Raw genomic sequence first — 20,923 nt, forward strand, 5'->3', positions numbered from 1 at the left:
GTGAAGTCTCCTGGGTATTTCGGTAAAGCGAAAAAGCGGTGCTGCGAAACAGGGTTGCGTCAGGCCGCACCGGTCAGCACGTCCTTCTGGCTGGCCAGGCGCGCGCCCATGGCGGCGGCCAGCGCCTCCAGGCCCGAGCGCGGGCGCACCATGACTTCGAACTCGGCAATGCGGCCGGCGCCGTCGAAACGGATCATGTCGATGCCCTTGAGCGCCTTGCCGTCCACGGCCGCGCTGAATTCCAGCACCACGCTGTGGCCGTCCTCGCTGACAAAGCTGCGGTGATAGCGGAAGTCCTGGAACACCTGGTTCACCGTGGTCAGCACCAGCCCAATCGCGTCGCGGCCGGGATAGGGGGTGTGCGCGACCGGCGAGCGGAACACCACCTCATCGGCCACGATGGCGTCGAGCCCGGCCATCGAACCGTTGGCCAGCATCTGGTGCCAGGCTTCAAGTGAGGCCTGTGCGGCGGGAATCAGGTTGGTGGTGGTCACGTCGGTCTCCTTGGCTGGCGTCGGTGCGCGGGCATCTCGTTGAGGGGGCTGGTTACAGGTTTATATGCAACCAGTTGCATAGTGAGTGGAAAAATAGCATGCGCCGGGGCACCGTGCAAGCGATGCGGGGCCAATGGTGCCGGCGCCCCGCCGGGCAGTGACGGGTTGTCTACAATAGGCGGGATCCCAACCTCGCACGCCGGCCCCCGGCAGGAGAGTCAGTGACCACCAAGCCCTCGGCTGCCCATCCCGACCAGGCGGCCTTGTTCGATGCCGACCTGGCCGCCTGGCGAGACCATCCGGAGCGCGCGTTCGACGGCTGGCTGGCACGGCATGGCTTCCGGCACGGCACCAGCGTGGTGTACCGCGCGATGTGGGGCAAGCTGCTGCGCTGGTCGGCCGAGCGCGGGCTGCCGCCGCTGAGCTGGTCGGCGGAGCAGATCGGTGAGTTCCTGGACGCGCAGCAGCTGCACAAATCGCACCGCTATCGCTATACGCGGCTGATCGAACGGGTGTTCCATCACCTGGCGCGGCTGCGCGAGGGCATGCACAACCCGGCCAGCCAGGCGGTGCGCGCCCACCTGGCCGATGGCGAGAACGATCCCACCGCGTTCCTGCTGCCGGGCGAGCGCGACTTGCTGGTGGCGCGGATACTCGGCCCGGCCGGCATGCCGGCCGGCGACATCCACACCGCGGCATCGCCCACCCAATGGAAGCGCGCCCGCGATGCGGCCCTGCTGGCGGTGCTGCTCGGCGGCGGCCTGAAGGTCGCCGAAGCCCGGGCGCTGCGGGTCGATGCCATCGAAGCTGGCGCACCCGGCCGGATGGCGCTGCGCATGGTCCGCGCGGACAACGGCCGGGCCTATACCGTGCCGCTGTTCAGCCTGGCCCATGCGCCGTTGCGGGCCTGGCTGGCATTGCGCGAAGCCTCCGGCACGCTTGGCGGCCTGGTGTTTCCCGCCATGCCGGCGGGCCGGCCGATGCATGCCGCCTCGGTCTACCGGCGCGTGGAGATCCTGCTGGACGAGGCCGGTGTGCTGGCCGGCCGCAGCGAACGCGCCTCGCCGCAGACGCTGCGCAATACCTGCGCCGCCATGCATTTCGAGGCCGGCACGGCGCCGGCCGAGGTGGCCCAATGCCTGGGCATGCGCGACCTGGAGTCCGGCTGGCGGCTGCGCGCCGCCTATGAGGCCTGGCAGGCGCGGGCGGGGCTGGTGGCGGAAGCGCCGGGAAGCCGGGTCTAGCCCCGCGCGCCGGGCCGGCTACCCTGGGCGCATCGGCAGATCGTGGATAATAAGCAGCTTCGCCGGCCTACGCGGCGGAAAGAGGTGCTTGCGCCACGTTTTGAATCCGCCAGGCCAAGGCCCGGCCCTGAATCGAATTCCGACACCTATTTTCCATGCCTGAAACCTTGCTCCTGACCGGTGCCACCGGCTATATCGCCTCGCATACCTGGGTTGCACTGCTCAATGCCGGCTACCACGTGATCGGCCTGGATAATCTGTGCAACAGCAGCCCGGTGGTGCTGGAGCGGCTCGCCACCATTACCGGCAAGACTCCGCATTTTGTGCAGGGCGACGTGCGCGACCGCGCATTGCTGGACCGGCTCTTTACCGAACACCGCATCAGCGGGGTGATTCATTTTGCCGCACTCAAGGCAGTGGGCGAATCGGTGAGCCAGCCGCTGGAGTATTACAGCAACAACCTGGGTGGGCTGCTGACGGTATGCGCGGCAATGGGCGCGGCCGGGGTGAAACAGCTGGTGTTCAGTTCTTCGGCCACGGTTTATGGCAATCCCCATGCGGTGCCGATCCTGGAGGATTTCCCGCTGTCGGCCACCAACCCGTATGGCCAGACCAAGCTGATGGGCGAGCAAATCCTGCGCGACCTGGAAACATCGGATCCGGACTGGCGCATTGCCTACCTGCGTTATTTCAATCCGGTCGGCGCGCATGAAAGCGGGCTGATTGGCGAGGATCCGCGCGGTATTCCGAACAACCTGATGCCATATGTGGCGCAGGTGGCCGGCGGGCGCCGTGAAAAGCTGATGGTATTCGGCGGCGACTACCCGACGCCGGACGGCACCGGCGTGCGCGACTATATCCACGTCTGCGACCTGGCGGACGGCCACCTGGCGGCGCTGGGTTACCTGCGCGGGCAGGGCAAGAGCATGACCGTGAACCTGGGAACGGGCCGCGGCTACAGCGTGCTGGAAGTCGTGCAGGCCTACCAGCGTGCCAGCGGCAAGCCGGTGCCGCATGAGATCGTGGCGCGGCGCCCGGGCGACATCGCCTCGTGCTACGCCGATCCCGCGCTGGCCAACCAGCTGCTGGGCTGGCGCGCGCGCCATGACATCGACCGCATGTGCCAGGACTCATGGCGCTGGCAGTCGATGAATCCGCAGGGGTTTGACGCCTGACGCCCGGGCCGGTCTGCGCGGTGTTGTGCATGTGCCGCGGAGGGCCAGAAAACAAAAACGCCACGGATGAATTCCGTGGCGTTTTGCCATCTGCCGATCGCGTATTTCAGCGGATCAGGAAGTCTTCAACTGCCTTGCCCTGGGCCAGGGCCTGGGTCAGCCAGCCCGGGCGCTTGCCGCGGCCGGTCCAGGTATTGCCGGCGCTGTCGCGATAGCGTACCGGCACCTTGCGGTTGACCGCCTTCTTGCCGGCCGGCACCTTTGCGCCAAAACCCAGGTCTTCCGCGGTCAGGCCATATTGCTCGATTTTCTCGCGAATATCCGCGATCACCGTGGCTTGTTCGCGTGCCTTGATTTCCTCGGCCTGCTTCTGCAGTTCACTGATTTTCTGAACGATTTCCTGATACGTCGCCATTGGGTCCTCGGTTTCCGGTGGAGTGGAATGCGGTGGGTGTGTGCGGGGGGTGAAAATGCTGAAAACAATTATAACGGGGTCGCCGCCCGCTGCAAATCCTGCCGTACTAATCGGATGCTGTTTTTGCGAAAATTCTTGGCGCCGATAATTGTGTGAACTTTCGGTGTCGTGGTCTGTCATCGGCATTTCCGTCGACGACGATGTTGCCCGGCTGCAGTTGCGGCTGCAGTTCGGGGTTCAGGCCCGCAAATGGTGCGGCCGTGCGCAAACCGGTCCGGCGGCAGCCAGCCGCCGCCGCCAAAATCAAATCGCCATAATCGGCCGCGGCAAATTCGGCACGGCGTTCGCGGCGATAGCGGGGCAGCCTACGTGGCGTATATCCGACATACCGGTTATGGCCGAGTAATTGCACCCGCCACTGGCGCGGCGGCTCAAGTACGAGAACGCGGCGCCGTTATCCGGGCAGGGCGGATCATCTGGGCGTCGATCCTGCCGGAACGGGGCCAGGGGTGTGCCCCGCGGGTTGCCACAGTCTTCTTTCATCATGTCCTTGCACAACAATATCCAGATCAAGACCCTGCTGCGGGGCGCCATGGGAATGCTGTCGCTGCTGCTGTTGCTGGTCGGCGGTGCCGGCCTGCACGGCATTTCACAAAGCAATAATGCCCTCAGGGAGACTTATGCCAACCAGCTCGGCTCCACCGTCGCGCTCAGCGAGGCGATGCAGGCCACCACGCGTATGCGCCTGGCACTGGACCGCAACGTGATGCAGGGCGAGCAGGACGACCCCAAGGTTCACGTGGACCGCTCCAGGGTGTTCGTCGAGGCTTCGGAGGCTGCCTGGAAGCGCTACCTGAACCTGCCGCAGAATCCTGAGGAAAAGGCGCTCGCCGCGGAACTGGGCAAGCAGCGCCAGGCGTTCATGGAGCAGGGCGTGCTGCCGCTGCAGGCGGCCTCGCTGGCGGGCAACCAGGAAGAGGCCCTGCGGCTGGCGAAGAAGGTGCTGCCTGACCTGCAGCGCAGCATGTCGGGCGTGCACGAAAAGCTGCAGAAATTCCAGATGGCAGCCGGGCAGGCCAACTTCGATGCTGCGCAGGCCAGCTTTGCGCGTATCCGCACGCTGTCGATCATGCTGATCGTGCTGGGCCTGGCGGTCGCGGTGCTGTGCACGGTCACGCTGAACCGCGCCATCGTCGCGCCGGTGGAAGAAGCGCTGGCTGTGTTCGAGCGCATCGCCCGCGGCGACCTGACCTCGCGCATCGCCAGCGTCTCGAAGAACGAGATCGGCCGCATGATGCAGGCGCTGGCCGCGATGCAGGCCAGCCTGTCGGGCATCGTTGCCGACGTGCGCACCGGCGCCGATTCGATGGCATCGGCCACGCAGCAGATTTCCGCCGGCAACCTGGACCTGTCGCAGCGCACCGAGGAACAGGCCTCGTCGCTGGAGCAGACCGCCGCCAGCATGGAAGAACTGACCACGGTGGTGCGGCAGAATGCCGACAACGCGCGCCAGGCCGGCGTGCTGGCCAACGAGGCTTCGCAGATCGCGCTCAAGGGCGGCGACGTGGTGGGCCGCGTGGTCGACACCATGAACGAGATCAACGGCGCCTCGCGCAAGGTGGTCGAGATCATCAGCGTGATCGAGGGCATTGCCTTCCAGACTAATATCCTGGCGCTCAATGCGGCGGTGGAAGCCGCGCGTGCCGGCGAGCAGGGCCGCGGCTTTGCCGTGGTGGCGGGCGAGGTGCGCAGCCTGGCGCAGCGCTCGGCCTCGGCCGCCAAGGAGATCGAGGCGCTGATCGGCGAGTCGGGCCAGCGCGTGGAGAGCGGTACCCGGCTGGTGGCAGAAGCCGGCCAGACCATGGGCGAGATCGTCCAGGCCGTGCGCCGCGTGACTGACATCATGAACGAGATCGGCGCCGCGTCGCAGGAACAGACCAGCGGCATCGAGCAAGTCAACCAGGCGGTGACCCAGATGGACGAGGTGACGCAGCAAAATGCCGCGCTGGTGGAAGAGGCCGCCGCCGCAGCCGGTGCGCTGGAAGAACAGGCGCAGAAGCTCAAGAACGTGGTCTCGGTGTTCAACCTTGGCACGGGTACGGGAGTAGGGGCAGGCACGGCCGCGACGGCTGTCGCTGGCCGCACCGCACGCACCATGTCGGTGCGGCCGGCGGCAGCCGCGGCGCCGCGTGCCGTTGCCGCCCGCCCGGCCGCGGCGCTTCCGGCAAGCCGTCCGGCTGCGAGGCCCGCGCTTGCCGTTGCCGGGGCCGATGATGACTGGAGCGCGTTCTAGACCATTGTCCCCACCATTGCCCTGTTCACACGGCGACCGCAAGATGCCATGATGCGGGGTTTGCCCCGCGTCCTGACCTTCTTCGCGCATTCTCTTCATCATCGCGCAGCCTAATGATTGCCCTGAGTTCCGTCCTGTTGCTGCTGGCTGCCCTGCTGGGCGTGGCCGCCGCCCTCGGCGTTCGTGCCGGGCGTGCGGACCAGTCAGCCGGTGGCCGCTCGCTGCGCACGCTGACCTGGTCGGCGGCACTGTTGTCGCAGCTGAGCGTAAGCCTGCCTGTACTGGTGGTGATGCTGTCGGGCAGCGTGCCGGCGGCCAACGACACCGCGCAGATGGCGGCCAGCTTCGCCGCCGCCGCAGCAGCCACCGCGGCTGCCAAGCTGCTGGTGCAGTGGCTGCGCCAGGGTACGCGGCTGTGGCGTGGTGCGGCGATCATGGCGGTCGTCGCTGGCGCCGGGCTGGTGGCCGCGGCTGGCACCCACCTGGGCCGCGCCTGTAGCGCGGGCCAGGTCTCGGCGCGCAGCTGCATCGATGCCGCCGGCCTGCCGCACCCCGCCTGGCTGGCGGGCGGGCTGACCGCGCTGTGCGCGCTGATGTTCGCCGTCCACCGCGCGCAGTCGCGTGGCTTGCTGGCTGCGCACCACGAAGCCGGCCTGGCCGATGAGCTGGCGGACGAGGTGCACGGCCTGCCGCGCGGGCTCGAGCCCCGCCTGGCGCGGCGCGGCGCGCGCATTCCCGGCCGCCCCGGCCGTCTTACCGTGCGTGCCGCCGCGCGCGGGCAGGGCACGGTGGGCGAGTACAGCGTGGCAACGACGATGCCTGACCGCGTCGCCTTCGGCCGCTGGCTGGACCAGGCCATCGCGCAGGCGCGGCTGGCCGAGACCGGCTGCGCCGTGTTGCTGATCCATATTGCCGACTACCGTGAAGTCGACGAGGTCTTCGAGATCCGCGCCGACGATATCCTGGCCCAGGACGCCGGCGCGCTGGCGCAGGCCGTGCTGGAGCCGCATGACTTCCTGGCCCGGCTGGCGCGCGACGAGTTTGCCGTGGGCGTGCCGGAGCTGGTTCATCATGGCCGCGCGCAGGAACTGGGCTCGCGCATGCTCGGCTCGCTGGCCGAGTTCATCGCCGCGCGCGGCTTGCAGATGCAGATCGGCGTGAACATCGGCATTGCCATCTACCCGCGCGATGCGCAGACCTCGGAGGCGCTGATGCAGGCCGCGCGCGTCAGCCTGGCCGAGGCCCGCCAGAGCGGCTCGAACCAGGTGCGCCTGTTCAACAGCGCCGCCGGCGAACGCGCGCGCCGCACTCGCGTGATCCGGCGCGACCTGTGGCTGGCGATCCAGGACGACGCACTGTCGCTGCAGTTCCAGCCCAAGTACGATGCGCGCCGGCGCGCGCTGGTGGGGGCCGAGGCGCTATGCCGCTGGCGCCATCCCGCGCTGGGCCAGGTGAGCCCGGCCGAGTTCATCACCGTGGCCGAGCAGTCGGGCCAGATCGACAAGCTCGACGACTGGGTCCTGACCAGCGTCTGCCGCCAGGTGCGCCAGTGGCGCGACGCCGGCGTGCCCACCGTGCCGGTGGCGATCAATGTCTCGGGGCTGCGCTTTGCCAGCCGCAATTTCCCGCAATACCTGCTCGAGCAGATCCACCAGCACGACATCCCGCCCTCGGCGATCACGCTGGAGATCACCGAGACCGCGGCGATGAAGGACATCGGCAAGTCGCTGGAAACGCTGGCCGAGCTGCAGTCGCTCGGCATCCAGGTGGCGCTGGACGATTTCGGCAGTGGCTATTCCAGCCTGGGCTACCTCAAGCGCCTGCGCGTGGGCACGCTCAAGATCGACCGCACCCTGATCGGCGGGCTCGACACCGATGCGCAGGGCCGCGCCATCGTCGGCTCGATGGTGGCGCTGGCGCATGAGCTGCGCATGAAGGTGGTGGCCGAAGGCGTTGAATCGGCATCGCAGCTGGAAATCCTCAATGAAATGGGGTGCGACGAGGTGCAGGGTTACCTGCTGTCGCTGCCGCTGGATGCTGCCGGTTTTGCCGATGCCTTGCGCGGGCAGGGCGGCGCCTGACCCTAAAGTTTGTCAGCAACTCGGCCGATAACCGGTCTGGCAGGCTGCCCGCGTTTGCGGCGCAGCCCTGCGCCGGCCCGTCCGTCGCCGCCGCGTTGCCCATGCTGTCCAACTTCCTGGCGGATCAACCGAGTCCCGCAAACCGGAGGCCTCCATGTCATCGCCCAGCATCCTCGTCGTCGACGATTCCCCTTCGCTACGCCGCATGATCGGCGCCTGTCTGCGCGCAGGAGGGTTTGACGTGACCGAGGCGGCCGACGGCGACCAGGCGCATGCGCTCGCAGCCGGCGCCAGCTTCGGCATGCTGGTCACCGACCAGGTCATGCCCGGCATGGATGGCCTCACGCTGATCCGCAGCCTGCGCGCCACCGAGCGCTATGCGTGCATTCCCATCCTGATGCTGACCACCGAGCAGGACGGCACCATCCGCGAGCAGGCCCGCGCCGCCGGCGCCTCGGGTTTCCTGCCCAAGCCATTCGATCCTGGCCAGCTGATGCAGGCCGTGACGGCGCTGCTGTCCACCGCGCACCCTACCTCGGAAGGGTAAGGAAGGCCGGGCGTCGCGCTTCAGTCCCCCGGATTGCTGCCGTAAACACTGGTGGGCGAAGTCATGCCCCGGTGCCAGCCAGCGGCCTTGGCCGCGGCAGCGCCAGCAAACCAGCATCAGCCAATTTGGGGGGCTAGACGATGAAGCACATCGACAAGGCAGACGGCGCGGGCGAAGAGTTCCTGGCCTTTACGCTGGGCCGGGAAGAATACGGCGTCGACATCCTGAAGGTCCAGGAGATCCGCGGCTACGAGTCGGTCACCCAGATTGCCAACGCACCGGACTACATCAAGGGCGTGATCAACCTGCGCGGCATCATCGTGCCGATCATCGACCTGCGCATCAAGTTCCGCCAGCAGAACGTCAGCTACGACCAGTACACGGTCGTCATCATCGTCGACCTCAACGACCGTACCACCGGCATCGTGGTGGATGGCGTGTCCGACGTGCTGACCCTCGCCGCCGAGCAGATCAAGCCCACGCCGCACTTCTCCGGCGAACTGGCGACCGACTACATCCGCGGGCTGGGCTCGGTCGAGCAGCGCATGCTGATCCTGGTCGACATCGAGAAGCTGCTCAACACCGAAGAACTCGCCGCGCTCGAAGCGGTGGCGTGATCCCGCGGCAGCGCCAACGTTGTCCGGCCGGCGCCCCGCCTGCCGGACCGAACCCGCCCGGGGTGCAGCAACTTGCCGCGCCCGGGCCTGCAGTACTGTCATAGATGCGAAACAACCAACCCGTTACGCAGCGCGAATACAAGCTCTCCCCATCGGACTACCTGATCTCGCGCACGGACCTCAAGGGCCGGATCACCTTTGCCAACCGCACCTTTATCGAGGCAAGCGGCTTTGCGGCCGAGGAGCTGCTCGGTGCGGCGCACAACCTGGTGCGCCATCCCGACATGCCGCCCGAAGCGTTTGCCGACCTGTGGCAGGACCTGCAGGCCGGCCGCACCTGGATGGGCGTGGTCAAGAACCGCCGCAAGAACGGCGACTTCTACTGGGTCAATGCGACCGTGACGCCCACGCGCGTCGATGGCAGCGTGGTCGGCTACACCTCGGTGCGCTCGATGGCGACGCGCGAGCAGGTGGAAGCCGCCGGCGCCGCCTACGCACGCTTCCGTGGCGGCCGCGCGGACGGGCTGGCGATCCGCCACGGCGCCGTGGTGCGCACCGGGCTGCGCGGCCTGGTGCAGGGCCTGCTGCGCCTGAACCTGAAGCGCCGCATCCTGTGGGCGCAGGCCGGCGGCATGGTGTGGTTCCTGGCCGCACTGGTTGCGGTGGAAGCCCTGGGCGGCGCAGGCGTGGCCGCGGTGCGTCCGTGGCTGTGGGGCGGCTTTGCGCTGGCGCTGGCGTCGTCGTTCGCGGCCGGCACCATGCTGCTGGCGCGCGTGCACCGTCCGGTGCGCCACATGCTGGACTTTGCGCTGCGCATGGGCGCGGGTGACCTGACCACGCGCTTCGAGCACCGCAGCGCCGACGAGATCGGCGCGCTGGCGCAGGCCATGCAGACCATGCAGCGCAGCCTGCAGTCGGTGGTGCACGAGATCCAGGAAGGCATGGCCAGTATCTCCACGGCAACGCGCCAGGTGGCCGCGGGCAACAACGACTTGTCGCAACGCACCGAGCAGCAGGCGGCGGCGCTGGAGCAGACGGCGTCGAGCATGGAAGAGCTGACCAGCACGGTGCGCCAGAACGCGGACAACGCGCGCCAGGCCAGCGGGCTGGCGGCGAACGCGTCGGAGACGGCGCTGCGCGGCGGCGAAGTGGTGGGCCGGGTGGTGCAGACCATGGACGAGATCAACGATGCGTCGAAGAAGATCGTCGACATCATCGGCGTGATCGAAGGCATTGCGTTCCAGACCAACATCCTGGCGCTGAACGCGGCGGTGGAAGCGGCGCGCGCCGGCGAGCAGGGCCGCGGCTTCGCGGTGGTGGCGGGCGAGGTGCGCGGCCTGGCGCAGCGCAGCGCCAACGCGGCCAAGGAGATCAAGGGGCTGATCGGCGATACGGTGGAGCGCGTGGACAACGGCTCGGCGCTGGTGGGCCAGGCGGGCAAGACCATGGAAGAGATCGTGCAGGCGGTCAAGCGCGTGACCGACATCATGGGCGAGATCAGCGCGGCGTCGGCCGAGCAGAGCGCGGGCATCGAGCAGGTCAACCAGGCCGTGGCGCAGATGGACGAGGGCACGCAGCAGAACGCGGCGCTGGTGGAAGAAGCCGCCGCCGCCGCGGGCTCGCTCGAAGAGCAGGCCATGCGCCTGCGCGACGCCATCGCCACCTTCCGCGTCAGCATGCAGGCCGAGGTGCGTCCGCAGCGCCTGCCGGCCCATGCGCGTGCCGAGGCGGCCCAGTCGCTGGCACAGGCCTAGTCCGAATCAAAGACGAGGCAGGCGCGGAGCACCGGCCTGCATGCGTACCAAGCGGGTGCGGCACGCCGCGCCCGAGGCTTCAGTTACAAGGGGGGAGTTGCTATGCATTGGTTCAATCAATTGCGCGTCACGACCAGGCTGGTTGCCGGATTCCTGGTCGTTGCCGTGATCGGCGCCGTGATGGGGCTGCTGGGTGTGGTCAACATGGGGCGCATGGCCGACTGGACCGGCAAGATCTACCACGGCGACCTGCAGGCGCTGAAGGCCGTGCAGGACGCCAATATCAACCTGGTCTATGCCAGCCGCGCGCAGATCGGGCTGCTGTCGGCATCGACCATGGGCGAGCGGGCGGCCGAGAAGGAGCAGATCGTGAAGTCGCTCGGCGCCATGGACGAGCGCATCCGCCAGGTCGCTGGCGCGTTCGAGAAGGCCGAGGGCAAGGCACTGGTCAAGCAGTACCAGGAGCTGTCGCCGGCGTTCCGCGCGCGCATGGAGAAGTACGTCGAACTGGTCAGCAAGCAGCCGCTGGATACCTCGCAGTTTGAAAGCCAGGTGTTCTCCGAGAGCGCCGAGCTGCTCAAGGACAGCCATGCGCTGGAAGCGGTGATGTTCCAGATGGTCAAGCGCCGCGACGACCGCGCCCGCAACAACATGGAAGAAGCGCGCAGCGTCTACGACGCGACGCGCCTGTGGATGCTGGGCCTGGTGCTGGGCGGCCTGGCGCTGTCGGTGCTGCTGGGCGTGCTGCTGGCGCGGGCGCTGTCGCGCCAGCTGGGCGGCGAGCCGGGCTATGCGGCCGCGATTGCCGCGCGCATTGCCGAAGGCGACTTCTCCGCGCCGGTGGCCACGCGCGCAGGCGACAAGGGCAGCCTGGTCTATGCGATGCAGCAGATGCAGCAGCAGCTGTCGCGCATGGTGCGCGATTTCAAGGTGTCGGCCGAATCCATCGGCAGCGCCTCGCGTGAAATCGCCGCGGGCAACAACGACCTGTCGCAGCGCACCGAGCAGCAGGCGGCGGCGCTGGAGCAGACGGCGTCGAGCATGGAAGAGCTGACCAGCACGGTGCGCCAGAACGCGGACAACGCGCGCCAGGCCAGCGGGCTGGCGGCGAATGCGTCGGAGACGGCGCTGCGCGGCGGCGAAGTGGTGGGCCGGGTGGTGCAGACCATGGACGAGATCAACGATGCATCGAAGAAGATCGTCGACATCATCGGCGTGATCGAAGGCATTGCGTTCCAGACCAATATCCTGGCGCTGAACGCGGCGGTGGAAGCGGCACGCGCCGGCGAGCAGGGCCGCGGCTTCGCGGTGGTGGCGGGCGAGGTGCGCAGCCTGGCGCAGCGCAGCGCCAACGCGGCCAAGGAGATCAAGGGGCTGATCGGCGATACGGTGGAGCGCGTGGACAACGGCTCGGCGCTGGTGGGCCAGGCGGGCAAGACCATGGAAGAGATCGTGCAGGCGGTCAAGCGCGTGACCGACATCATGGGCGAGATCAGCGCGGCCTCGGCCGAGCAGAGCGCGGGCATCGAGCAGGTCAACCAGGCCGTGGCGCAGATGGACGAGGGCACGCAGCAGAACGCGGCGCTGGTGGAAGAAGCCGCCGCTGCTGCCGGCGCGCTGGAAGAGCAGGCCAGCCGGCTGCAGGCGGCCGTGGCGACGTTCCGCCTGGCGGCCGAGGATGCCCGCGCGGATTCGTTCGTGGCCCACTCGCTGCCTGCGGCGACGGCAGTGCCGGCCAAGGTGTCTCCTGCCGCCGGCGCGGTGCGCGCCATCGCTGCCGGCAAGCGGGTCGCCAAGGCCCTGCCCGCCAGCACGAAGGCCGCGGCTGCGCCTGCGGCGGACCATGCCGCCGCAGCCGAGGCGGCTGATGCCGTCGCCGCGCAACCGGCGCGGCTGGTGGCAGGCAGGACCGCGCGGCCCGCGCTGGCAGCCGCCGACAACGGCGACTGGAGCGCGTTCTGATCCCCACTGGCAACGGGCCGCGCGGCGTCCCGGATGGCAAGGCTATGACGACCGAGATCAACCTGGCTCTGCCGCATGACGATGCGGCCCGTCTGCGCAAGGAATTCGAGCAGTTCGTCGGGGTCTCGACCGGCCTGGACCGCGAGTTCCTGCCGCCAGATTTCCAGGAATTCCTGCGCGCGCGGCTGCTGCAGCATGACGGCCCGCTCACCGAGCGCGCGGTCTCGCGGCTGCTGTCCGGCGGTGAATACGGCTGGGCACGCCGCGTGTTCGACAAGCAGTTGCCCAATGCGCTGGCGGCGCTGATGCGCGATGCCCAGCGCTTTGGCTTCGGGCTGGCAGTGCAGCCCGACTGGACGCCGGAGCAGCGCCTGGCGCATGCGCGCGAATGGGCGGCGCAGGTGCTGTCAGAATGCGGCGCCGATGCGGCCTTCACTGAGGCGCTCGCCACGCAGGTGGCGGCCTCGGCGGAAGACGTGCGGGCGCTCGAAGCGCGCATGCGCACGCCCGCATGGCGCCTGGCCGAAAGCCTGCGCCAGCGCGCCTATGACCTGATGTACGCGCTGCAGACCGAAGACAGCGAAGCCACGGGCCGCGCACGCGTGGGCGAGTTGCGCGGCATGCTGGGCCTGGCCCTGGAGTACGGCTCGGTGCGGCCGGAAGAAGCGTCGCGGGTGCTGGAGCAGGTGGAGCGCATGCGCCCGGCGCTGTTCCGCGAAGCGCCCGACGATGTGTTCGCCCGGCTGGCGGCGTGGCTGCGGCGCATGTTCGCGCACTGAGGGCGCGGTGGGTATCTGGCCCGCTGCATCCGGCCACGAATTTCGTGCACGGATGACGGGCGGCGCTTGCGTGCTGAACGCCACACACGGCACTCGTCAATAGAGGAATCCAGCAGGCTACCGGGGGCACCCGTGGCGCGTTTGTGGATATGACGTTTGCGAAACCCGCTTGCGCCAGATCAAGTGTCAGCGGCGTGAACTGTTACAAAATGTGCGCGATCATGTATGTTTCATGCGACATTTGGTTCCCCCCGCGTAAGTAGGGATTGGCATTGCGGGTGAATTGCCGATATAAACGTAACAGTCTAACTTACACTCTGTAACACTTGTAACGGGGTTGATTACAGTTGGACACGGGCGTAGTTCCTTAGTCGTACGTTGTACCCGCCCAGCCGCAAACAAACGATCTGGTCGCCGGGCCCGCGAGGGCATCGGTAAGCGCCGGACAAGCGGCCACGGCGGGCTTTTGGTAGCGGGGATAAATTGGAAAGCAGTGACGTTCTCCAGGAGATCAGGGAGGTTAACCTCGCCTATCTGCTGCTCGCGCAACGCCTGGTGCGCGAAAACCAGGTCGAAGCCATGTTCCGGCTCGGGGTCAGCAAGGAAATCGCGGATATTCTTGCCAAGCTGACTTCCGCGCAACTCGTCAAGCTGGCGGCATCCAACATGGTGCTGTGCAGGTTCCGCTTCGACGACCATGCGCTTCTGTCCACTCTCACCCACACGGCCAAGAGCCATGACATGCAGCAGATCCACGCCGCGATCCTGCTTGCACGCCAGCCTGTGGAGTCGCTCAATTGACCGCGCTCCTGCAGGCCGAGCCTACCCGGAGTTACACGGCCACCTCCGTCCCCAGCCGCAAGAGCGTGCTCCAGGACGCCAACCAGACCCAGCTCGCCATCGAGCTGATCGGCCTGGGTGCGCGCCTGCAGGTGCTTGAAGCCGAGACCACGCTGTCGCGTGACCGGCTCATCCGCCTGTACAAGGAGCTGCGCGGCGTCTCGCCCCCCAAGGGCATGCTTCCCTTCTCGACGGACTGGTTCACCACCTGGCTGCCGAATATCCACTCGTCGCTGTTCTTCTCTGCTTACCAGTTCATGGTGCAGGAGGGCGAGACCGTGGGCATTCGCGCGGTGGTGGCTGCCTACCGCCTGTACCTTGAGCATGTTTCGCTGCTCGGCGGCGAAATTGTCTTAAGTTTCACGCGTGCCTGGACGTTAGTACGGTTCTTCGAGAGCAACATGCTGCAGCTGTCCCGGTGCACGTGTTGCGGCGGGCAGTTTGTCACGCACGCGTATGAGCCGCACGCGAATTTTGTGTGCAGCCTGTGCCGTCCGCCGTCACGCGCAGGGAAAGTGAAGAAGCTCTCGAAAGACGCCGCCGCCGTGCAGACCAACGCCTGATCCTGGTCAAGGTCCGCCGGCTGGCAGGCTTGCTGCGCTGGCGGACGGATTCTCTCCGTGCGCCCGTGCAACGGGCAAATGAGCGTGGCTGACGCGCGTTTTTAGACGGGGATCCGATCGTGCTAGTAGTTCTTGGCTATGTCGTCGTGGTTGTGGCGGTGCTTGGCGGTTACGCCATGACCGGCGGCCACATGGGCGCGCTATATCAACCGGCGGAATTTGTGATCATCGGGGGCGCCGCGTTCGGCGCCTTTATCGCCACCAATACAGCAAAGGCCATCAAGGCCACCGCCAAGGCGCTGCCGGGCCTGTTCAAAAGCTCCAAGTACAAGAAGGAGCTGTACCTGGACGTCATGTCGCTGCTGTACGTGCTGCTGTCCAAGGCACGGCGCGAGGGCATCCTGTTCCTGGAAAAGGAAATCGCGGACCCCGCCGCCAGCAGCGTGTTCAGCCAGTACCCGCGCATCCTGTCGGATCCGGTGGTGATGGAATTCCTCACCGACTACCTGCGCATGATGGTCAACGGCAACATGAACGCCTTCGAGATCGAGGCCCTGATGGACCACGAGATCGAGACCTTCCGCCACGAGGCCGAGATCCCCGCCCATGCGCTGTCGCGCGTCGGCGACGCGCTGCCCGCCTTTGGCATCGTTGCCGCGGTGATGGGCGTGGTGCATGCGCTGGGCTCGGCCGACCTGCCGCCGGCGGAGCTGGGCGCGCTGATCGCGCACGCCATGGTCGGCACCTTCCTGGGCATCCTGCTGGCCTATGGCTTTGTCTCGCCGCTGGCCGCGCGCATCGAGCTGCAGGTGTCCGAGAACGTCAAGGTCTACGAATGCATCAAGGTGGTGCTGCTGGCCTCGCTCAACGGCTACGCGCCGCTGGTGGCGGTGGAGTTCGGCCGCAAGGTGCTGTACTCCACGGTGCGGCCGTCGTTCCTTGAGCTCGACGACCACGTGCGTGAAGTCAAGAGCCTGAATTAAGCGCGCAAGCAGCAAGGGGCACCGTCATGAGCAGCGCACACGATATGCGTCCGATCATCGTCCGCCGGGCGAAATCGCACGCCAGGCCGCACGGCAACCACAGCTGGAAGATCGCCTACGCCGACTTCATGACGGCGATGATGGCGCTGTTCCTGGTGCTGTGGCTGCTCTCCAGCGCCAACAAGAAGACGCTGGAAGGCATTGCCGAGTACTTCCGCATGCCGCTCAAGGTCGCCATCGTCGGCGGCGAAAAGAGCAGCCAGTCGCCCAGCGTGATCCCGGGCGGCGGCATGGACGCGCTGCGCAAGGACGGCGAGACCATGCGCGCGCGCAACAACGAACCCAGCGACGAGCAGCGGCGCAACGAGCAGCAGGAAGCGCAGCGCTTGCGCGCGCTCAAGCAGCGCCTTGAGCAGATCATTGAGAACAACCCGGTGCTGCGCCAGTTCCGGCCGCAGCTGCTGCTGGACATCACCAGCGAAGGGCTGCGCATCCAGATCCTGGATACGCAGAACCGGCCGATGTTCCGCACCGGCAGCGCCACGGTCGAGACCTATATGCGCACCATCCTGCGCGAGATCGGGCCGGTGCTGAACGAGCTGCCCAACAAGGTCAGCCTGTCGGGCCATACCGATGCGGCCAACTATTCCAACGGCGAGCGCACCTACAGCAACTGGGAGTTGTCCGGCGACCGCGCCAATGCCTCGCGCCGCGAGCTGATCGCGGGCGGCATGCAGGAAGGCAAGGTGCTGCGCGTGCTGGGCCTGGCCGCGACCATGCCGCTGGACAAGGAAGACCTGCTCGCGCCGGTGAACCGGCGCATCAGCATCGTGGTGCTCAACCAGAAGGCGCAGGCGCGCTTCGAGGCCGAGAACGCCAGCGCCGCGGAGGTCTCGGTGGCGGCACAGGCGGGCAAGGCCGCGCAGGAGATGCAGGCAGGACTGGCGGCAGCCTCCGCACCGGCAGCCGCGGCAGCCAAGGGCAGCAAACCATGACGCGGGGCCGCGCCGCCGGCGCGCCTTGCGCAGTAACCAAGTGACTCAGGACGCCATGTCTGTCGATATCGATATCACTCAGTTTTACCAGACCTTCTTCGAGGAAGCGGAAGAACTGCTCGTCGAAATGGAGCAGCTGCTGCTCGGCCTGGACATTGAGTCGCCCGATCCCGAGCATCTGAACGCGATCTTCCGGGCGGCGCACTCCATCAAGGGCGGGGCTGCCACCTTCGGCTTCGCGGCGCTGACCGAGACCACCCATATTTTCGAGAACCTGCTGGACCGCACGCGCCGGCAGGAGCTGGCGTTGACCAGGACCATCATCGACACCTTTCTGGAAACCAAGGACGTGTTGCAAGACCAGCTCAACGCCTACCGCAACGGCACCGAACCCGATCCGGAAACGCTGGCGCGCATCTGCGCCGTGCTGCAACAGCTGGCGCAGGAAGCCGCCGGCCATGCCGGCGCAGCTGCCCCGGCCCCGGTGCCCGCACCTGTTGCCGCAACGCCCCCCGCTGCTGCTCCTGCGGGCGGCGGGCTCAAGATCCGCCTGATCCGGGTTTCCGCCTCCGACCAGGCGCTGCTGCGCGAGGAACTGGCCAACCTGGGCGAGATCACCGGCCAGCAAGAGGTGAATGGCGAACTGGTGGTGTGGCTCAACACCCAGTGCAGCGCCGACGACATCATCGCGGTGTGCTGCTTCGTGATCGACCTGGACCAGATCGTGATCGAAGCTGAAGCCGAGGCCCCTGCTGCTGCCCCCGCGGTGGTCGAGGCCCCTGTCCCGGCGCCCGTCCCGGTCGCCACGGCCCCCGCCCCCGCAGCGGCAGCGCCCTCCGCCGCGCGCGAGAAGGCCAAGCCGCAGGCGAGCGCCGCGCACGGCGAAGGCTCGATCCGCGTGCCGACCGAGAAGGTCGACCAGATCATCAACCTAGTGGGCGAGCTGGTGATCACGCAATCGATGCTGGCGCAGACCGCCTCGGCGCTGGACCCGGTGCTGTTCGACCGCCTGTTCTCCGGCATGGGCCAGCTCGAGCGCAATGCGCGCGACCTGCAGGAAGCGGTGATGTCGATCCGCATGATGCCGATGGACTATGTGTTCTCGCGCTTCCCGCGGCTGGTGCGCGACCTGGCCAGCAAGCTCGGCAAGCAGATCGACCTGGTCACCTTCGGCAAGGCCACCGAGCTGGACAAGAGCCTGATCGAACGCATCATCGACCCGCTCACGCACCTGGTGCGCAACAGCCTGGACCACGGCATCGAAACCCCGGACAAGCGCGTGGCCGCCGGCAAGGACGCGACCGGCCAGCTGATCCTGTCCGCGCAGCACCATGGCGGCAATATCGTCATTGAAGTCAGCGACGACGGCGGCGGCCTGAACCGCGAGCGCATCCTGGCCAAGGCCATCCAGAACGGCCTGCCGGTGTCCGAGACCATCACCGACGAGGAAGTCTGGCAGCTGATCTTCGCGCCGGGCTTCTCCACCGCCGAGGTCGTCACCGACGTGTCGGGCCGCGGCGTTGGCATGGACGTGGTCAAGCGCAACATCCAGGAGATGGGCGGCCATGTCGAGATCAGCTCGCGCCCGGGCCTGGGCACCACCATCCGCATCGTGCTGCCGCTGACGCTGGCGATCCTCGACGGCATGTCGGTCAAGGTGGGCGAAGAGACCTTCATCCTGCCGCTGAACTGCGTGATGGAGTCGCTGCAGCCCAAGGCCGAGGATGTCCACACCGCCGCCAACTCCGATCGCGTCATGCACGTGCGCGGCGAATACCTGCCGCTGCTGGAAATGCACCGCGTGTTCAACGTGGCCGGCGCGCTGCAGGAGCCCACGCAGGGCATCGCCGTGATCCTGCAGGCCGAAGGCAAGCGCTTTGCGCTGCTGGTGGACCAGCTGATCGGCCAGCACCAGGTGGTGCTGAAGAACCTGGAAACCAACTACCGCAAGGTGCCGTGCATTTCCGCGGCCACCATCCTTGGCGACGGCAGCGTGGCGCTGATCGTCGATGTCGGCGCGCTGCAGCGCACCGGCGTGCGCCGGCAGGAACCGGCGCTGCAGCAGTAATCGTCCAATCACAGGAGAACAAGAGATCATGGCCGGCATCGGACACATCGATACCCCCGGAAGCGACGCTTCGGGCCAGGAGTTCCTGGTCTTCACGCTGGGGTCGGAGGAATACGGCATCGACATCCTCAAGGTGCAGGAGATCCGCAGCTACGAGACCGTGACCCGCATCTCCAGCGCACCGGACTTCATCAAGGGCGTGACCAACCTGCGCGGCGTGATCGTGCCGATCGTCGACCTGCGCCTGAAGTTCCGCCTGGGCAACGTGCGCTACGACCACCAGACCGTGGTCATCATCCTGAACGTGGCCGGCCGCGTGGTGGGCATCGTGGTGGATGGCGTGTCGGACGTGCTGACGCTGACCGGCGAGGCGATCAAGCCCGCGCCCGAGTTCGGCGTATCGATCTCGACCGAGCACCTGACCGGCCTGGGCACCATCGACGGCCGCATGCTGGTGCTGATCGATATCGAGAAGCTGATGACCAGCCCCGAGATGGCACTGGTCGAGGCCGAATACGCCTGATTCCCGCATTACCGAAGCACAGCCCATGACGCCGTTCCGCACCGCAGCCAGCGTACCCGGGCACACCGGGTCGACTCCCGCGCCGGCCGCCCTGCTGCGGCGCGACGAAGCGCGCGACTTCCTGCTGACCGAACGCGACTTCGAGAAAATCCGCGCGCTGATCCACCGGCGCGCGGGGATCTCGCTGGGCAGCCACAAGCGCGAGATGGTGTACAGCCGGCTGGCGCGCCGGCTGCGCACGCTGCAGCTGTCGGACTTCGCCTCGTACCTGGCGCTGCTGGATGCGGATGACCGGTCGCCGGAGTGGGAATTCTTCACCAACGCGCTGACGACCAACCTGACTTCGTTCTTTCGCGAGTCGCACCACTTCCCGCTGCTGGCCGAGCACGCGAAGAAAACCGGCCGGCCCTACAGTGTCTGGTGCTCGGCCGCCTCCACCGGCGAAGAACCGTACTCCATCGCCATCACGTTGGCCGAGGCGCTGGGCGATCGCGCCGGCACGGTGCTGGCCACCGATATCGACACCCAGGTGCTGGCCAAGGCCCGCAGCGGCGTCTATTCGGCCGACCAGGTCGCGCGGCTGTCGCCGGAACGGCTCAAGCGCTTCTTCCTGAAGGGAACGGGCCCGCGCACCGGCTCGGTCAAGGTCAAGCCGGAGCTGGCCGCCACCATCGCGTTCGAGCCGCTGAACCTGCTCGCGCCCGACTGGGGCATCCGCGAGCAGTTCGACGCCATCTTCTGCCGCAACGTGATGATCTACTTCGACAAGCCGACCCAGGGGCGCATCCTGGAGCGCTTCGTGCCGCTGCTCAAGCCGCACGGGCTGCTGTTCGCCGGCCATTCGGAGAACTTCTCCTACGTCACGCGCGCGTTCCAGCTGCGCGGGCAGACCGTCTATGAACTGGCGCCCGCCGCGGCGGCAGGAAGGCCGTGATGCGCACGCCCCATCTGCCCGAAGCCCTCGCCACGCGCACCTACTTCGACCGCGAGTTCGGCAAGCAGGCCATCAAGCTGCTGCCCAACGAGTATTACGTGACCCGTGAGGACGTGGTGCTGACCACCGTGCTGGGCTCGTGCGTGGCCGCCTGCATCCGCGACGAGACCGCCGGCGTGGGCGGCATGAACCACTTCATGCTGCCCGACGACGACGGCAGCGCCGACCGCATGCTGTCGGCGTCGATGCGCTACGGCAGCTATGCGCTGGAAGTACTGATCAACGAACTGCTCAAGATGGGCGCGCGCCGCGAGCGGCTGGAGGCCAAGGTCTTCGGCGGCGGGGCGGTGCTGGCCAACATGACCACGCTGAACATCGGCGACCGCAATGCGGACTTCGTGCTGCGCTACCTGAAGACCGAAGAGGTGCGCGTGGCGGCGCAGGACCTGCGCGGCCCGCATGCGCGCCGCGTCAGCTATTTTCCGATTGGCGGGCTGGCGCTGGTGCGCCGCCTGACGCGGCAGGACGACCAGGTTTCGGTGGCGCGCGACGAACGCGCGCTGGCGCGGGCCATTGCCACCTCGGCGCGAGAGCCCGCGCGCACGCCTGAACTGTTTGCGCGGCAGCAGCCTTACCCGCGCCCGCTTCCCTGAAAC

Annotated in this window: 19 protein-coding genes; 17 read left to right on the forward strand and 2 right to left on the reverse strand. The window is 67.4% G+C overall.

Going from position 1 to position 20,923, the window contains the following annotated elements:
- Positions 1 to 59 precede the first annotated feature (59 nt).
- Positions 60 to 494, reverse strand: coding sequence for a nuclear transport factor 2 family protein (locus tag AC3WLF_RS12430; RefSeq protein WP_492318154.1), 435 nt, complete (start codon positions 492 to 494; stop codon positions 60 to 62).
- A gap of 221 nt (positions 495 to 715) precedes the next feature.
- Between AC3WLF_RS12430 and AC3WLF_RS12435 the strand changes: the two genes are divergently transcribed.
- A complete protein-coding gene (locus AC3WLF_RS12435) occupies positions 716 to 1,738 on the forward strand; it encodes a tyrosine-type recombinase/integrase (RefSeq protein ID WP_492357370.1) in 1,023 nt (340 codons plus the stop codon).
- A 155-nt stretch (positions 1,739 to 1,893) separates the two neighbouring features.
- On the forward strand, positions 1,894 to 2,913 hold the full coding sequence (galE, locus tag AC3WLF_RS12440) for a UDP-glucose 4-epimerase GalE (RefSeq protein ID WP_492352840.1): 1,020 nt from the start codon (positions 1,894 to 1,896) through the stop codon (positions 2,911 to 2,913).
- Positions 2,914 to 3,019: 106 nt separating this feature from the next.
- On the opposite strand, the gene AC3WLF_RS12445 is transcribed toward galE, so the two are convergent.
- The gene (locus AC3WLF_RS12445; RefSeq protein ID WP_010809859.1) at positions 3,020 to 3,328 is read right to left on the reverse strand and encodes an H-NS histone family protein; all 309 of its coding nucleotides are present in this window, start codon (positions 3,326 to 3,328) and stop codon (positions 3,020 to 3,022) included.
- 544 nt (positions 3,329 to 3,872) lie between these two features.
- On the opposite strand from AC3WLF_RS12445, the gene AC3WLF_RS12450 reads away from it, so the two are divergent.
- The 15 genes from AC3WLF_RS12450 (at position 3,873) to cheD (ending at position 20,920) form a co-directional block, all read left to right on the forward strand.
- A complete protein-coding gene (locus AC3WLF_RS12450; RefSeq protein ID WP_492358290.1) occupies positions 3,873 to 5,621 on the forward strand; it encodes a methyl-accepting chemotaxis protein in 1,749 nt (582 codons plus the stop codon).
- A gap of 113 nt (positions 5,622 to 5,734) precedes the next feature.
- Entirely contained in the window at positions 5,735 to 7,702 is a 1,968-nt protein-coding gene (locus tag AC3WLF_RS12455; protein WP_492318150.1) for a putative bifunctional diguanylate cyclase/phosphodiesterase, read from the forward strand.
- Between the two features lie 154 nt (positions 7,703 to 7,856).
- The gene (locus tag AC3WLF_RS12460; RefSeq protein WP_492318149.1) at positions 7,857 to 8,249 is read left to right on the forward strand and encodes a response regulator; all 393 of its coding nucleotides are present in this window, start codon (positions 7,857 to 7,859) and stop codon (positions 8,247 to 8,249) included.
- A gap of 140 nt (positions 8,250 to 8,389) precedes the next feature.
- Positions 8,390 to 8,866, forward strand: coding sequence for a chemotaxis protein CheW (locus AC3WLF_RS12465; protein WP_018311878.1), 477 nt, complete (start codon positions 8,390 to 8,392; stop codon positions 8,864 to 8,866).
- 104 nt (positions 8,867 to 8,970) lie between these two features.
- Positions 8,971 to 10,620 (forward strand): methyl-accepting chemotaxis protein, encoded by a 1,650-nt coding sequence (locus AC3WLF_RS12470; protein WP_492318148.1) that lies wholly within the window; start codon positions 8,971 to 8,973, stop codon positions 10,618 to 10,620.
- Positions 10,621 to 10,722: 102 nt separating this feature from the next.
- Positions 10,723 to 12,582 carry a methyl-accepting chemotaxis protein gene (locus AC3WLF_RS12475; RefSeq protein WP_492358291.1) on the forward strand — a complete coding sequence of 620 codons (1,860 nt, stop codon included), beginning with the start codon at positions 10,723 to 10,725 and terminating at the stop codon, positions 12,580 to 12,582.
- A gap of 44 nt (positions 12,583 to 12,626) precedes the next feature.
- Positions 12,627 to 13,361, forward strand: coding sequence for a DUF4088 domain-containing protein (locus tag AC3WLF_RS12480; protein WP_492358292.1), 735 nt, complete (start codon positions 12,627 to 12,629; stop codon positions 13,359 to 13,361).
- Positions 13,362 to 13,844: 483 nt separating this feature from the next.
- The gene (flhD, locus tag AC3WLF_RS12485; protein ID WP_492358293.1) at positions 13,845 to 14,162 is read left to right on the forward strand and encodes a flagellar transcriptional regulator FlhD; all 318 of its coding nucleotides are present in this window, start codon (positions 13,845 to 13,847) and stop codon (positions 14,160 to 14,162) included.
- A complete protein-coding gene (flhC, locus tag AC3WLF_RS12490; RefSeq protein ID WP_011616430.1) occupies positions 14,159 to 14,764 on the forward strand; it encodes a flagellar transcriptional regulator FlhC in 606 nt (201 codons plus the stop codon). The genes flhD and flhC overlap by 4 nt, the downstream gene beginning before the upstream one ends.
- A gap of 119 nt (positions 14,765 to 14,883) precedes the next feature.
- On the forward strand, positions 14,884 to 15,747 hold the full coding sequence (gene motA, locus AC3WLF_RS12495; protein WP_114134187.1) for a flagellar motor stator protein MotA: 864 nt from the start codon (positions 14,884 to 14,886) through the stop codon (positions 15,745 to 15,747).
- Between the two features lie 26 nt (positions 15,748 to 15,773).
- Positions 15,774 to 16,742: a flagellar motor protein MotB gene (gene motB, locus AC3WLF_RS12500; protein WP_492358294.1), complete on the forward strand. Its 969-nt coding sequence runs from the start codon at positions 15,774 to 15,776 to the stop codon at positions 16,740 to 16,742.
- A gap of 55 nt (positions 16,743 to 16,797) precedes the next feature.
- On the forward strand, positions 16,798 to 18,810 hold the full coding sequence (gene cheA / locus AC3WLF_RS12505; RefSeq protein ID WP_492358295.1) for a chemotaxis protein CheA: 2,013 nt from the start codon (positions 16,798 to 16,800) through the stop codon (positions 18,808 to 18,810).
- Between the two features lie 28 nt (positions 18,811 to 18,838).
- The gene (locus AC3WLF_RS12510) at positions 18,839 to 19,333 is read left to right on the forward strand and encodes a chemotaxis protein CheW (RefSeq protein ID WP_092316101.1); all 495 of its coding nucleotides are present in this window, start codon (positions 18,839 to 18,841) and stop codon (positions 19,331 to 19,333) included.
- 25 nt (positions 19,334 to 19,358) lie between these two features.
- The gene (locus tag AC3WLF_RS12515; RefSeq protein WP_492358296.1) at positions 19,359 to 20,267 is read left to right on the forward strand and encodes a CheR family methyltransferase; all 909 of its coding nucleotides are present in this window, start codon (positions 19,359 to 19,361) and stop codon (positions 20,265 to 20,267) included.
- On the forward strand, positions 20,267 to 20,920 hold the full coding sequence (gene cheD, locus AC3WLF_RS12520; RefSeq protein ID WP_492352847.1) for a chemoreceptor glutamine deamidase CheD: 654 nt from the start codon (positions 20,267 to 20,269) through the stop codon (positions 20,918 to 20,920). Before AC3WLF_RS12515 ends, cheD begins: the two co-directional genes overlap by 1 nt.
- Positions 20,921 to 20,923: the final 3 nt, after the last annotated feature.

It is taken from the genome of Cupriavidus sp. FW306-01-F10A, assembly GCF_058782785.1.